This window comes from Bacillus sp. FSL R9-9530, assembly GCF_038008145.1.
GTDB lineage: Bacteria > Bacillota > Bacilli > Bacillales > Bacillaceae_G > Bacillus_A > Bacillus_A mycoides.
On record NZ_JBBOYO010000001.1, the window covers coordinates 2,738,588 to 2,753,936 of the forward strand.

Genomic DNA, 15,349 nt, shown 5'->3' on the forward strand with positions numbered 1-15,349 from the left:
TTCTCAAAAGCAATAAGATAGTTTAAAATATTCTTACTTTTATTTTTTTAAAATAAGAGCATATGCCCATCATAGGCATATACCCTTGTAAACGATGGAAAAAAAGATTATTTTTGTTCAACAGATGCCCATTTGTAAGTTAATTTACCACCATAGTTAATTGGGATAATATCTTTTACGGCACCTTTTACCACATATGCTGAACCTTTTTGGAAGATCGGAGCAATAACTGCATCCTCTTTAATTAATATTTTCTCTACTTCTAAAAGGTTGTTCCAGCGAGCTTGTAAATCTTTTGTATCTGTTTTTGCTTTTAGAATTAGCTCATCATATTTCGGATTAGAATATCCTGTTTTATTTTGTGAACCATTCGTAACAAACATATCTAAATATGAGACTGGATCTGGGAAGTCTGGACCCCAAATACCAAACGCCATATCATATTCTTGAGAGTCTTCTAACTTATTTTTTTGTGCGAATGGCTGCTGTTTAATTTTGATCGTTAAACCAGGTAAGTTCTTTTCCATCTCACCTTTTAAGAATTCGCCAATTTTTTTCGCATCTTCATTATCGAAGCTTAAGAATTCTAGTTCAATTTTATCAGTGCCAAGCTCTTTCTTTGCTGTTTCCCAAAGTTTTTTCGCTTCTTTTGAATCCGTTTCAACTAGATTTCCATTTTCAGCACGGAAGTCTTTTTTATTCGGACCTTCAGCGAAATCTTTTCCAACAAATCCGTAAGCACCGATTGCGCCGTTGTTTAAAATAACTTTTGCAATGTTATCACGGTCAAAGGACATTGAAATTGCTTTTCTTAAGTTTTTATTACTCAAATACTTATTATTTTGATTAAATCTTAAGTAGGCAACTCCAGCTTCTTTTCGTGTTTGGAACTCTGGAGTTTGTCTAAATTTATCAACAAATTCTGATGTTAGAGCCGCACGATCAATCGAATTTGTCTCATATAAATTTACATCAGTCGATGTATTTTTCACAATATTGAAATTTATTTCTTCGATTTTAACCGTCTTGTTATCCCAATATGATGGGTTCTTCTTAAATTGGAAACTTTGTTCATGTTTCCAATCACTCATAACGAATGGCCCGTTATATAATGTTGTATTTGCCTCTAAACCAAACTTATCACCTTGTGATTTCACAAAGTTCTCATTTAGTGGGTAGAACACCGGATAAACCGTTAAATCAATAAAGTAAGGAACGGGATTGTCTAATTCCACTTCTAATGTATAATCATCAATCGCCTTTACACCTAATTGGTCAGCAGGTAATTCTTTTTTATGAATTTTTTCTGCATTTTTAATATCGAACATAATGTATGAATACGTCGCTTTTGTATCTGGATTTACTGCTCTTTTCCATGAATACACAAAGTCTTTCGCTGTTACAGGTTCCCCATTCGACCATTTCGCATCTTTTCTTAACTTAAATATGTATTTCTTCCCATCATCTAGCTTTTGGACATCTTCAGCAATCCCAGGCATTCTCTTTTGATCTTTGCCAGTACGATATAAACCTTCCATCGTATTATTTAATGCTGTTGAAGATGCAGAATCTGATGCTAACGATGCATCCATTGATGGAATTTCAGATAACTCTGTTAAATTAAGAATCTGTTTTCCGTTACTACTACTAGTAGTGTTTTCTTTTCCTTTTGCTTTAGCGTCCTCTTTCTGGTAGCTACACGCGCCAAGCAACATACTTGCAGTTAAAGTTGATGCAAGTAATAACGGTATCTTTTTCTTCATGTTGTGTTGCCTCCCCTAATTGCACTTACTGTACCCTCACTTGTAGAAAAGTAGAATTGAAAGAATAATCTCCAAGTTTCTACAATTTTCATTATACATATAATATGACGATTGTGAATATAGTTTTTTGTTTTTTTGTTAAAATTTTTAATAAAATGTTTATATTTTAAATTTTTTGTAAAGGGATACGTTAACATTGCTACCATCATCTTGAAATTAGAACCTCAATTGCGTATAATTTTCAAAAAATTATTTATATTACTTATTATAACTTTTATAGTATAATAATTCTAGTAATATTTTGACGGAGGGGAATATTTTGAATAAAGTTTTTTTTCATACTTGTATACTATTTTTGGTTGCGATAATCGCTTCTAGTGTGGGCGCATTCCTCGTTTCATCTCATTTTTTGTTGAATTTTGTCAACATCTCATTCTATATTGCATTGGTTTTTATTCTTATAGGTGGTTTTTTATTCATATTTCAAAACGGATTTTTTAACGTAACAATTTACGCATTCCAAAGAGTATTTGGTACGAATAAAAAAATTGACTCTTTAATTGAAGAAGCAGAGGAACCTATCGATAAGAAAGAACGTATTTATAAAACATATTCATTCAAATGGACGTATCCGATTTGTATTACCGGTATCGTACTTGGGTTGTTCTCGATCCTCATTAGCTTTACTATTTTGATGTAGTTTGCAAACACTATCCCATATGATATAATAATCAGCAAAACATTTTTTTATAAAACTTTAGTTCTTTCATATTAAAAGAGCTTAGGTAACAATAAATAAATTTATATGTATGCGATGATAAAGAAGAGTACATATTGAGGCAATTTCAGAGAGCTTGTGGCTGGTGTGAACAAGTAATTGCGCAGTATGGAATGGGCTTTTGAGCACCAAACCGAACCGAAAGTAGTAGGCTTTGGCGTTATATCCAGACGTTATTATGGATCTTGAGAGATTTCACAGCTGTGAAATAATTAGGGTGGTACCGCGGTCCATTCGTCCCTATGTAATTTGGGATGAATGGGCTTTTTTGTATGCCTTCTCTTCCCCATCGCACATTCAATTTTAGGAGGAATTATTTATGTCAGTTATCTTTTCTGGTATTCAGCCGAGTGGAACAATTACACTTGGAAACTATTTAGGAGCTATGAAGCAATTTACGGAGCTTCAAAACGAACACGACTGTTATTTCTGTATTGTAAACCAACATGCGATTACAGTACCTCAAGATCCCGTACAACTTCGTAAAAACATTCGCAGTCTTGCTGCACTTTATGTAGCATGCGGCATCGATCCTGAAAAAGCTACTTTATTTGTACAATCAGAAGTACCAGCACACGCTCAACTAGGATGGATTATGCAATCAGTTGCTTACGTTGGAGAATTAGAGCGTATGACGCAATATAAAGATAAATCTTCTGGTAGAGATTCAGTTCCAGCTGGATTACTAACGTATCCACCATTAATGGCTGCTGATATTTTACTTTACAACACTGAAATCGTACCTGTTGGTGATGATCAAAAACAACATATGGAATTAACACGCGACCTAGCAGAGCGTTTCAACAAACGCTTCCGTGAAGTGTTCACTGTTCCTGAAATTCGTATTCCAAAAGTAGGAGCTCGCGTTATGTCATTAACAGAACCTACGAAAAAAATGAGTAAATCTGATCCGAATCCAAAAGCAATGATCAGTATGCTTGATGAACCAAAAACAATTGAAAAGAAAATTAAAAGTGCTGTAACTGATTCAGAAGGTATCGTGAAATTTGATAAAGAAAACAAACCTGGAATCTCTAACTTATTAACAATCTACTCTTCATTCTCTGGAAAAACAGTTGAAGAAATAGAAGCAATGTACGAAGGAAAAGGATACGGCGATTTCAAAGGCGACCTAGCACAAGTAGTCGTAGAAGCAATTCGTCCAATCCAAGACAAATATAACGAACTAATCAACTCACCAGAACTAGACGAAATTCTAGACAAAGGTGCCGAAAAAGCGAACCGCGTTGCATTCAAACAACTACGCAAAGTAGAAAACGCAATGGGATTAAGTAGAAAACGTAGGTAACTTATAAAGCGGAGGCAGCTCGTTCAGCTCTGACTGGCTAAGGTTCTTTCGCATAGAAGACGCTTTTTGTCTTCTTATGCGGAAGGTTCTTAGACACGAAGAGCTTGCTGCCAGAGCTGGATTACTACAAAAAGCGGAAGCGGCTCGCTCAGAATGTGAGGGGGATGGAGCTCCTGACGTAGAGGCGCTTTTTGCCTCGCAGGAAGGCGCGAAGCCACCGAACATTCTTGCCGCTGGAGCTGGATTTCATAAAAAGCGGAAGCGGCTCGCTCAGAATGTGAGGGGGATGGAGCTCCTGACGTAGAGGCGCTTTTTGCCTCGCAGGAAGGCGCGAAGCCACCGAACATTCTTGCCGCTGGAGCTGGATTTCATAAAAAGCGGAAGCGGCTCGTTCAGAACTTGAGGGGGATGGAGCTCCTGACGTAGAGGCGGGTTTTGCCTCGCAGGAAGGCGCGAAGCCACCGAACATTCTTGTCACCTCCATAAAAAAAACCGCCAATTGGCGGTTTTTTTAATTTACCTTCTGCTCATTTTCCATTTCCCATAACTTTTCAAAAAACGGCTGTCCTTTTACAAGGCGCTCACATAATTGCTCGTGCTTCTCAGACCATCCAGTTTTCGCTTCATCATAAAGTTTAGCCCAAACATCTTCAAACTCCATATGTTGGACCATTCCGTACGCTGATGGATCCCACTCTGTGAACCAATAGCGAATTTCAGCTGGATTTTTCGTTGTATGTAATTGATCTAATGCCATAAATAATAATTGTTTTAACTGTCTTTCTTTACGAGTTAGGCCGTTCATAATGAAAGGCGACGGCGATAAAATATGATGTTCTTTTTCAATCTCTTCCACTTGGAACTCATACTTTTCTGCTTGCACATTCTCTACCATCTCATATACCATCTGTTCTTGACGCGGTATAAGCCTACTTTTTCTAATTGGCACATTATAGCCGATTGAATCAATCGCAATAATTCCTTTTCCATCTGTAACTACAAAACAATATTCTTGTTGCAAACGTTCGTGATTTTTACGAATATAAGCCTTATGATATACGTCTTCCAATAATTTTTGCGGAAGCTCTAATAATTCGTTCTCGATGTAATGATATAATGTGGCATCTACTTTTAATAATGGCACTTGATCTAATAGCTCAATCGTATCATCTTTCCGCCATTCGTAAAAATGACAAACGTTATACCCATTCTCTTCACCTTCAAACCAATTTACCCATACATCATGTAGATATAACATTCACTACCCCTCACTTCACTACTGTTTGTACCAATCATTATGTTCATTTTTGCTTAACTTTATTCCACTTGAGGAAATATATTCTAATTATTATTTTTTCTTCTATAATATAAAAAAACAGGAGATAGCTCCCCTGTTTTTCATGAAACATGAAATGTATTTGCTTTATTCAATATTTCTTTCGCATCTATAGATAATAAAGAAAGTGTATTTTCCCCTTCAAATGCTACACAATCTTTCACAATATGAAATCCAAGTGCATAGCCAAGCATTTTCGGATACGAGTGCAGTCCATTTAATAAAACATCATGCTCCCTCGTACCTCTCTTTACGCCTATTCGTTCTTGTATTGAATTCCTCCAATAATAAATAGCATCTTCTTTTGAAATGTAAGTAGTCCATGGTGCACATCTTTTTTCTGTATACCTTTCATACACAGCTTGCTCAGCTAACCCTTCCATAATCATCGTATCAAGTAATGTATACTCTGTTTCTTTCGTCTCAATTTGATGTAACCTACATATATGATGGTATTCATGCGTTAATAAAGCTTTTAGTTCCTCTACTGAATTACGTCCACATACGAATAAGAAAATAACGTGACGCATAGATAAGCCAGCCTTCCCGTTATATTCCTCTTGTACAGTTCGATTGTATGAATCTGATAATAAAATAAAGATAGGGACATCTGGACCTTTTAGCCAACCTTTCAATTTTTCATACTCCATGCTAAGTTCTTTCCAAATTTCTTTCTTCTCTAACTCTTTAATTTCCTGCTCCCCCCGCATTACTGGGCGATACATACCTTTAGAGATTAAAAAGCGATACAGTCTCTCTTTTGGCAATGGAATATACTTTGTAAATTTCTCACAAAGCTTCTCTGGACGTCCATAATACAGATGTAACCATTCTGCCGTTTCAACAACCCCCAACCTTCATCCCTCCTTTTCTTATGTATATGCAAAAAAGAAAAGAACGTAAAGGTGATAAAAAATAAATAAGGTGTCTTTTCGTAATACTTTACGAAAAGACACCTTATTTATTTTTTATATGCTTTAAATACTAATACTGCGTTATGACCACCGAATCCTAATGAATTACTTAATACAGCTCGCACTTCTTGATGCCTCGCTGTATTTGGTACGTAATCTAAATCACATTCTGGATCTGGTGTTTCATAGTTAATCGTCGGAGGAATTACTCCGTCTGTAATTGATTTAATAGAGAAGATCGCTTCAACAGCACCAGCTGCTCCTAATAAATGACCTGTCATTGATTTCGTTGAGCTAATCGCTACTTTATATGCATGCTCACCGAAAGTTTCTTTAATTGCCATCGTTTCATACTTTTCATTTGCATCTGTACTTGTACCATGTGCATTAATGTAATCAATATCTTTTGGCTCTAGACCTGCATCAGCTAAAGCTTGACGCATCGCACGAACTCCGCCTTCACCGCCAGGAGCAGGCATTGTAATATGGAACGCATCACCAGTTGCACCATAACCTGCAATTTCCGCATAAATGTGAGCACCACGTGCTAATGCGTGCTCTAATTCTTCAAGAATAAGAATTCCTGATCCTTCACCCATTACGAAACCGCTACGATTTTTATCGAATGGGCGGCAAGCCGTTGCTGGATCTTCATTGAATGTTAATGCTTTCGCTGAGCTAAACCCAGCGAATGCCATACTTGTTAATGGCGCTTCTGCTCCGCCTGTTATCATCGCATCAGCATCACCGCGCTGGATTACTTTAAACGCATCACCAATTGAGTTTGCTCCAGATGCACAAGCTGTTACAGAGCAAGTATTAATTCCTTTCGCTCCTGTAGCGATTGACACTTGACCTGCTGCCATATCTGGAATCATCATTGGTACGAAGAATGGGCTCACGCGGCGCGGACCTTTTTCAGTAAAAATCTTAAATTGTTCTTCGTATGTTTCCATACCACCAATACCAGAACCAACCCATACACCAATGCGTGGTGCATTTTCTTCTGTAATTTCAAGCTTCGCATCTGCAACTGCCATTTTCGCTGCTGCTACTGCATATTGCGTAAAGCGGTCCATACGGCGCGCTTCTTTTTTATCTATATATTTTTCGACTTCAAAGTCGTTAATTTCTGCTGCTACTTTTGCAGGAATTTGTTCTGAATCTATTCTTGTAAGTCGTCCGATTCCGGATACACCGTTTTTAATGTTTTCCCAAGCTGTTTCAACATCTGTTCCGATCGGTGTAACAGCTCCTAGCCCTGTAATTACGACCCTCTTTTTTTCCATACAAAATACACTCCTTTTTTTCTCTCAGTCCTTATTTACCCCAACGAAGAGCTACTGCTCCCCATGTTAACCCGCCGCCAAAACCGACTAGTATAATTAAATCACCATCTTGAATACGTCCATTTTGCAATTCCTCTACCATTGCAATTGGAATTGAAGAAGCCGATGTATTACCGAACTTTTCAATTGTCATACTCATTTTTTCTTTCGGTAAATTTAATCTTTCTCTTGCAGATTCCATAATACGAATATTCGCTTGATGTGGTACTAAGAAGTCCACATCCTCTTTCGTAAGTCCCGCTTTTTCTAACACGCGAAGACAGGAATCACCAAGTTGGCGAACAGCAAATTTAAAGACTTCTCTGCCGTTCATCATAACATACTCGTCTTGATAAAGATGCTTACCGCCACTTCCGTCCGCTCCTAATTCAAAAGAAAGTACACCTTTCCCTTCCGAAACAGCTCCCATTACGATAGCACCTGCTCCGTCCCCAAATAGTACTGCTGTATTTCGATCGTTCCAGTCTACAATTTTAGATAGTTTGTCACTACCAACTACTAATACATTTTTATAAGTTCCCGTTTGAATAAATTGCTGCGCTGTAATCATTCCGTACATAAAGCCAGCACACGCTGCACTTAAATCCATTGCGGCTGCGTGTTTTGCGCCAATTGCTTCTTGGATTACACAAGCTACTGCTGGGAATGCGCGATCTGGCGTTACTGTTGCCACTAAAATAAGATCGATATCCTCTCCGCTAATCCCGGCATCTTCAAGTGCTTTTTTAGAAGCCTCTACCGCCATATATGAAGTATCTATTGTATCATCGGCAATGCGTCTTTCTGCAATTCCCGTTCTCGTACGAATCCATTCATCAGATGTATCTACGATTTTCTCTAAATCGTGATTTGTGACTACTTTTTCTGGCACATATCTTCCGATCCCTAAAATGCCCACGTTCACATCGCAGCCCTCCGTTTTATATCAATTGTTATGACTTGGTACTAATTTTAAAACATAAATGTACTTTTGTCTAGAATATATTTCAGCTAAAAAAATAAGACAGCGTATTACTAACTTTATTTTTCATTAAAAGAAACAGAAAAATCCCTATCCTTTCAAAAGATAAACTTCCCAATACTTTTGACCTTACTCCGCTCGAAACAAAAAAAGCCCTTTCCGCTTCTATCCACAGCTCGAGCCTCTCTCCCATCAAAAAAGAAGGGTTTGGTTTTATTCTTTATCTGCTTTCCCTTCAAAACTAAGACCTTCTCCTCATAACCTTCCCCTTTAGCCTCATCATCCCTCAGGTTTCACTCCACTCGAAACAAAAAAAGGCCCCAACCGCTTCTATCCACGGCTCGAGCCTCTCTTCCATCAAAAAAGAAGGGTTTGGTTTTATTCTTTATCTGCTTTCCCAAGCTCATATGCTTCGCCCATTACTTTCATCAATAGCTCTAACACCGGCTGTGCTTTCTCCATATCAAGTGCAATTCCATTAGAATCTAAAATTGCCTTTGCTTCTGGTAAATGCTTCATTGCGATTTGTAAAAATTGCATACTTTTTTCGTTCATGTAATCTCTTCCTCTCCATTAAAGCTTTTCAATCAATTATCCATACAATAGTGTAACACGCATGCTACCCTTCGTATAACTCTTTATATTTTTTCATATGTGCCAATTGTTTATTTAAACCGAATTCTACTGGTGTATTTTTTTGAATAGAAATAACCTCTACAGCTTCATCTCTTACTTCCACATTTTTGTTATTTACTTTATCATCTGCATGTAAAAGACTCATACCTTTTTCCCATAACTCTTCTTTTCCACTAAGTAAATTATATATACCGAGGTGTTTGACATTCATTCCATTTTCCCATAAATATTCACATACATCTTCAACGTAAAGTAAATCACTTCCTTTTTCTCCATTTATACAACGGCACTCTTTTTCATCAAGTTCTGATAAAATAAGCTGATGATACATCATAAACGACGGTTGCCATGGCCCATATAATGTAGGAACTCGATATGCACTATATTGTAATTCGCCTTTTTTCAACCCTTCTTCCACTTTCGAAAATAGATGTTTGTTTTCGGATTCTTCAGTGCTTCCTATTTCAATAGAAGAAATTAGATTTAACTTTACTTTATTTTTTTCACACATCTTTACGATTCGTTTTAAATATTGTAATATGACCCTTTCATTCCGAAATCCACTTTGCTGATTCGGCTCATACAAGCAAAAATAAACTGTATCGAAACTCTCTTCCTCTACCGATCGCCATCCGCCTTCATCCCTTATAGAATAGTACGTAAATAACGCATTCCGCCCAATCAACAATAATTTCTCTTCATTAATTTTTGTCATACTATCAAATTCATCAAAATCAAGACCATATACTTCTACTTCTTCTGCAATCATTTTATTCACAAGGTGATAACCTACAAACGTAAGTGCACCTATAATCAGCACGCGTTTCATACCACCAACCCTTTCCCCTTGAAACAAATAGCTCCTCATTTATGTATATGGGAGCTTCACAATTCTTCTTCATATTTTTTAAAGAAATCAGTCGTTTGTCTAACCATTTTATATTTCACATCTTGCAGATGGAATAAAACAGAAGTATCGCATTGATTGAATTGCCTCATTTTCTCGTATTTACGTAACAATTGTTTTCTTCCTCTTTTTTCCTGTGTTGAGACAAAAACTTTAACAGGTACACAAGATGGCAGAAGCGTAAATGATTTCTTATTTATTTTTGATTCTAATTCTTCTTCTTTGGAATCATACGCCAAACTTAATTCCTTCACTAATCTTTTGTAAAAAAACTTATGCTCTTTCTCAAAATCCACATATTCTGGTAAATCTAAACACGGATTTAACATAACGACAGAACGTATACATTCAGGGTATTTGTTCATCATCTCCAGTGCTACAAGCGCTCCCATACCATCTGCCATAATGTGCATTTTCGCATTCAATGTCTCTTTTCTTAGAACGACATCATACAAACGTTTTGCAAGACGAACAGCTCGATCGTTCCCCCAATGCCTTCCGTATAAGTTAGATGAAAAGACCGTATATCCTTTTTCAATAAGGCCCTGTAAAAAATAAGCTCTCCCTGCATGCTGTGTCCATAAACTTGTACCATTCTCAATAAAATAGTTATAATCTCCTAGGAGCATAACAGAAAATCCATTTGGCTTTTCCGGTAAATAAATTACACATGGTTCTTTTTCTAAGTAAAAAAAACGTTCCGTAATACTCATTTTTCCCCCGCCTTATTTTCTAAACGTATAAAAGTACTCTTTATAATGTATGAACAGAATGCAAATTTGCGTTGAAAAATCTACAAATATTTTTCTATATTCTTTTTTCAATTGTGTTACAATAAGGACAGATTGAACGAATAGAGGTGTAAAATATGCGTTTCATTTGGGCATTAATTTGGTCGTTCGCACTTGTACATATGATGAGCTATGTAATCGGCTCTATGACTGGCGGTACATACGATTTTAACCAAGCGTCTATTTTCTCAGTTGTTCTTGCGGTATTAGTATTAGCGATTGCAGCTGCGATTCCAAACGAGCCAGTAGAACAACACTAAAAAAAGAGTCCGGATTTTATCCGAACTCTTTTTTTACTTCACACGCACGACTAATTCGTTATTTTCTACATCAACCACTACGTGACTATTGTCAGTAATCGCTCCTGCAATTAATTCTCTCGCTAATTTCGTCTCAACTTGCCGCTGTACGTATCGTTTTAACGGACGAGCTCCGTACAGCGGATCGAATCCAGCTTCTACAACAAATTCTTTTGCAGATTCCGTCAATTCTAATGATATGTGGCGATCTGCTAAACGCCCTTGTAATTCTTGTACAATCTTATCAACAATACCTTTAATTTCATTCCTTGTAAGAGGTTTGAATAAAATAATTTCATCGACACGGTTTAAGAATTCTGGTCGGAAATGTCCTCTTAATTGTCCCATTACAAGTTCTCTTGACTCTTCTTTAATAGAACCATCTTCTTCTAGCCCTTCTAATAAGTGAGCAGATCCAATATTTGAAGTCATAATAATAACCGTATTTTTAAAGTCTACTGTACGTCCTTGTGAATCTGTAATGCGACCATCGTCTAACATTTGTAATAAAATGTTGAATACTTCTGGATGTGCTTTTTCGATTTCATCTAACAAAATAACAGAATATGGTTTACGTCTTACTGCTTCTGTTAATTGTCCACCTTCTTCATATCCAACATATCCAGGAGGCGCTCCAATTAAGCGTGACACTGCGTGTTTCTCCATATACTCAGACATATCGATACGAATCATTTGCTCTTCACTGTCAAATAGTGTTTGCGCTAACGTTTTTGCAAGCTCAGTTTTACCAACACCTGTAGGGCCTAAGAAAATAAATGAACCAATTGGACGATTCGGATCTTTAATGCCAGCGCGAGCACGAAGTACTGCGTCTGATACAAGGCTTACCGCTTCCTCTTGACCGATAACACGCTCTGATAAAATTTGTTCAAGACGTAATAATTTCTCACGTTCACCTTCAACGAGTTTTGCGACAGGAATACCAGTCCACCTTGAAACAATGTCTGCAATTTCTTCTTCACTTACTTCCTCGCGTAATAAGCGATTCTCTTGTTTATTATGTGCACCCATCTCTTCCGCTTCTTTTAACTCTTTTTCGATAGCTGGAATTTTCCCGTGGCGAAGCTCAGCTGCTTTATTTAAATCGTAATTTCCTTCTGCTTCTTCTAACTCACGGCGCAAGCGCTCTAAATGCTCACGTAAGTCACGCACTTTATGAATGTCTTCTTTTTCTTTCTCCCATTTCGCTCTCATACTACTTGCAACTTCTTTTAAATCCGATAATTCACGTTGCAATGTTTTTAGGCGCTCTTGACTACCTAAGTCCTTTTCTTTCCCAAGAGCAGCTTCTTCAATTTCCAGCTGCATAATGCGGCGCGTTACTTCATCTAGTTCTGTTGGCATAGAATCAATTTCTGTTCGAATTGTTGCACAAGCTTCATCAACTAGATCAATCGCTTTATCAGGTAAGAAGCGATCCGAAATGTATCGATCTGATAAAACAGATGCTGCTACAATCGCGCGGTCATGAATATTTACACCGTGATAAATTTCAAAACGCTCTTTTAAACCACGTAAAATGGAAATTGTATCCTCAACAGTTGGCTCTTCTGCTAACACTTGTTGGAAACGTCTTTCTAACGCTGGATCTTTCTCAATATATTTACGGTATTCATCTAATGTCGTTGCCCCGATACAATGCAGTTCACCACGCGCTAACATCGGTTTTAACATATTCCCCGCATCCATCGCTCCTTCTGTTTTACCAGCGCCGACGATTGTATGAAGTTCATCAATGAATAATAAAATGCGACCTTCACTCTTTTTAATTTCATTTAATACAGCTTGCAGACGCTCTTCAAACTCACCACGGAATTTCGCTCCAGCTACAAGCGCACTCATATCTAAAGCGAAAATTGTTCTATCTTTTAATCCTTCTGGGACATCTTTTTTCACAATACGCTGCGCTAATCCTTCAACGATTGCTGTTTTACCAACACCGGGTTCACCAATTAAAACCGGGTTGTTTTTCGTTTTACGTGAAAGAATGCGGATTACACGTCGAATTTCACTATCGCGACCGATAACAGGATCAATTTTCCCCGCTCTCACTTCCGCCACTAAATCACGACCATATTTTTCTAACGCTTCATAAGTTGCTTCTGGATTTTGACTAGTCACTCTTTGATTCCCCCGAACTGTCATTAAAGACTGTAATAAGTTATCTTTCGTAATGTGAAATCTTGTAAGTAATTGATTTATATCGCCTTTTTCTTCTGAAAAAGCAAGCAATACATGTTCAACTGAAATGTAATCATCTTGCAATTTCTCCGCTTCTTTTCCTGCTCTTACAAGCAGTTGTTGCAAAGCACCTGTTACATATAATTTCCCTGCCTCTGCCCCGCTTCCAGTTACAGAAGGCTTTTTCTTAATTAAACTTTCGGCGCCTTGCTTTAACGCTTCTATATCGACATTCATTTTTTGAAAAATACGTACCGTTAATCCGTCTTGCTGCTCTAATAACGTAAGCAATAGATGAACAGTATCTACTTCTTGATGATGATGAGATACCGCTAAAGATTGAGCACTCATAATCGCTTCCTGTGTTTTCGTTGTCATTTGATTTAAGTCCATCTTTACAGTCCTCCAAATGTTTGACTTTCTTTGACCTTTGATTTGATTATACGCCAACTGACTTTTTTATACAATAATTTTGCTTATGTATTTTCAAACTTATTATTGGAAAAAGAAAAAAGTAACATTCATTTTCCTAATCAAAAAAGCCGCAATAACGATTGCGGCTTCTGTTACGGTTTTCTTTTATATGTCCACTGACGGTTATGATTTGCGTTCTCTGGAAACTTTTCACCGGCAGTTAATTGTACCATTTGCGGATTTTTCACCATACTTCCCGTTTCACCAATTTCTACGTAAATGCCATCATTTGGCGCTTTTTGCCCTGAACGAAACCTGCGATTTTGTCCCATTTCCATTCTCCTTCCATGACGTCTTGCCTCATTAGTATATCCATTTTAAAAGAAAGCTTTTCTGTCATGTTTAGGAAACAAGTACTACCGTTTACCCATGTACATATATATAATTACACAACCTTAAGCAGGAATTATTGGCATATTTGTTGAAAAAAAAGAAACCAACCAAAGTTTAGGCCAGTTTCAAAGGAGAGTCAAACATATACGAGAAGATTACATGTTCATTATAAGCCTCATCATACGAGCAATGTAACCCTTTTCACAATTTGTACATAATGAAAAAAAAATTATTTGAACTTTCTAAAAAGATATTGACTTTTCCTAATTTCCAACGAGAAATAGTAGACACCACAGCGCTTCGCGACGTAAGATGGATATATAGTGAAACTTTCATCTACAGTAGTTTCACCCAGTCTAACCTCTTATTTCTGCATATTAAAAACGGAAATACAGATAGAATCAAAAAATTTATTATAAGAGGTGAAATTATGAACAAACAACATTTAATCGCATTAGACTTAGACGGAACTTTATTAACAGACAACAAAATAATTTCTCCAAGAACGAAAAACACAATTGCAAAAGCAAAAGAACAAGGACATATTGTCGTTATTTCAACAGGACGTCCATTCCGCGCTAGTTACGATTATTATAAAGAACTTAGCCTTAACACACCAATCGTAAACTTTAATGGAGCTTACGTGCATCACCCTCTTGATTCAAGTTGGGGAACACATCACTCTCCTCTTGAACTTTCAACAGCGCAAGAAATCGTCCGAGCTTGCTTTGATTTCGGCGTGAAAAATGTCTATGCTGAAGTCATCGATGATGTGTATGTCCGTGAAATTGATGAAGATAAAAAACATATTTTTGAATTCGGTTCTCCAAAGATTTTCACAGGAGATTTATTAAATATTTTAAACGACCATCCAACTTGCTTATTAATCGATGCACATGACGAGCATTCTGCTGCAATTCGCCAACATTTAACAGATATGCATGCTGAAGTCATCGACCATAGAAAATGGGGTGCACCTTGGCCAATTATTGAAATTGTAAAAAGCGGATTAAATAAAGCTGTCGGATTACAAAAAATTTCAGGCCATTATAACATTCCTAAAGAGCGAATTATCGCTTTTGGTGATGAGGATAACGACTTTGAAATGATCGAATTTGCTGGTCATGGAATCGCAATGGGTAATGCGATTCCTGAATTAAAATCACTTGCAAATCATACGACATTAACGAATGAAGAAGATGGTATCGCTCTATATTTAGAAGAGGTTCTTGGATTGTAATCTAAAAATTCCCTGCTTATAGTTTCTCGCTAAACGCTCATACTATTATTAGACGCA

At 37.1% G+C, this 15,349-nt stretch carries 14 protein-coding genes and 1 other annotated feature; of the genes, 4 read left to right on the plus strand and 10 right to left on the minus strand.

The features are described 5' to 3' along the window. Positions 1–107: 107 nt before the first annotated feature. Positions 108–1,763, minus strand: a complete 1,656-nt coding sequence (locus MKX66_RS13745) for a peptide ABC transporter substrate-binding protein (RefSeq protein ID WP_002064243.1) — start codon at positions 1,761–1,763, stop codon at positions 108–110. Positions 1,764–2,082: 319 nt separating this feature from the next. Between MKX66_RS13745 and MKX66_RS13750 the strand changes: the two genes are divergently transcribed. Next, the gene (locus MKX66_RS13750; protein ID WP_033708890.1) at positions 2,083–2,463 is read left to right on the plus strand and encodes a DUF3899 domain-containing protein; all 381 of its coding nucleotides are present in this window, start codon (positions 2,083–2,085) and stop codon (positions 2,461–2,463) included. Between the two features lie 105 nt (positions 2,464–2,568). Next, positions 2,569–2,786 (plus strand) — a binding site (T-box leader). Positions 2,787–2,860: 74 nt separating this feature from the next. Then, a complete protein-coding gene (gene trpS, locus MKX66_RS13755) occupies positions 2,861–3,850 on the plus strand; it encodes a tryptophan--tRNA ligase (RefSeq protein WP_000110999.1) in 990 nt (329 codons plus the stop codon). A 511-nt stretch (positions 3,851–4,361) separates the two neighbouring features. On the opposite strand, the gene MKX66_RS13760 is transcribed toward trpS, so the two are convergent. The 7 genes from MKX66_RS13760 to MKX66_RS13790 all read right to left on the minus strand — a co-directional run bounded on the left by MKX66_RS13760 (position 4,362) and on the right by MKX66_RS13790 (position 10,666). Then, positions 4,362–5,108 carry a YjbA family protein gene (locus MKX66_RS13760; protein ID WP_002030367.1) on the minus strand — a complete coding sequence of 249 codons (747 nt, stop codon included), beginning with the start codon at positions 5,106–5,108 and terminating at the stop codon, positions 4,362–4,364. A gap of 140 nt (positions 5,109–5,248) precedes the next feature. Then, positions 5,249–6,040, minus strand: coding sequence for a DUF2268 domain-containing protein (locus tag MKX66_RS13765; RefSeq protein ID WP_002030365.1), 792 nt, complete (start codon positions 6,038–6,040; stop codon positions 5,249–5,251). Between the two features lie 107 nt (positions 6,041–6,147). Then, a complete protein-coding gene (gene fabF / locus MKX66_RS13770) occupies positions 6,148–7,389 on the minus strand; it encodes a beta-ketoacyl-ACP synthase II (RefSeq protein WP_341086397.1) in 1,242 nt (413 codons plus the stop codon). A 31-nt stretch (positions 7,390–7,420) separates the two neighbouring features. After that, positions 7,421–8,353, minus strand: a complete 933-nt coding sequence (fabH, locus tag MKX66_RS13775) for a beta-ketoacyl-ACP synthase III (RefSeq protein ID WP_001100550.1) — start codon at positions 8,351–8,353, stop codon at positions 7,421–7,423. Between the two features lie 435 nt (positions 8,354–8,788). Then, entirely contained in the window at positions 8,789–8,965 is a 177-nt protein-coding gene (locus MKX66_RS13780) for a ComZ family protein (protein WP_002011319.1), read from the minus strand. A 64-nt stretch (positions 8,966–9,029) separates the two neighbouring features. Then, the gene (locus MKX66_RS13785) at positions 9,030–9,902 is read right to left on the minus strand and encodes an NAD(P)-dependent oxidoreductase (RefSeq protein ID WP_341086399.1); all 873 of its coding nucleotides are present in this window, start codon (positions 9,900–9,902) and stop codon (positions 9,030–9,032) included. 29 nt (positions 9,903–9,931) lie between these two features. Then, entirely contained in the window at positions 9,932–10,666 is a 735-nt protein-coding gene (locus MKX66_RS13790) for an alpha/beta hydrolase (protein WP_215590915.1), read from the minus strand. 155 nt (positions 10,667–10,821) lie between these two features. On the opposite strand from MKX66_RS13790, the gene MKX66_RS13795 reads away from it, so the two are divergent. Further along, positions 10,822–11,004 carry a YjzD family protein gene (locus MKX66_RS13795; protein ID WP_001211111.1) on the plus strand — a complete coding sequence of 61 codons (183 nt, stop codon included), beginning with the start codon at positions 10,822–10,824 and terminating at the stop codon, positions 11,002–11,004. Between the two features lie 33 nt (positions 11,005–11,037). Here the strand turns inward: MKX66_RS13795 and clpB are convergent, their stop codons facing one another. After that, positions 11,038–13,638: an ATP-dependent chaperone ClpB gene (gene clpB, locus MKX66_RS13800; RefSeq protein WP_341086402.1), complete on the minus strand. Its 2,601-nt coding sequence runs from the start codon at positions 13,636–13,638 to the stop codon at positions 11,038–11,040. Positions 13,639–13,811: 173 nt separating this feature from the next. Next, on the minus strand, positions 13,812–13,991 hold the full coding sequence (locus MKX66_RS13805; RefSeq protein WP_002086997.1) for a YjzC family protein: 180 nt from the start codon (positions 13,989–13,991) through the stop codon (positions 13,812–13,814). 491 nt (positions 13,992–14,482) lie between these two features. Here MKX66_RS13805 and MKX66_RS13810 point away from each other — a divergent pair, with 491 nt between their 5' ends. Beyond that, on the plus strand, positions 14,483–15,292 hold the full coding sequence (locus MKX66_RS13810) for a Cof-type HAD-IIB family hydrolase (RefSeq protein ID WP_002030271.1): 810 nt from the start codon (positions 14,483–14,485) through the stop codon (positions 15,290–15,292). Positions 15,293–15,349 lie beyond the last annotated feature (57 nt).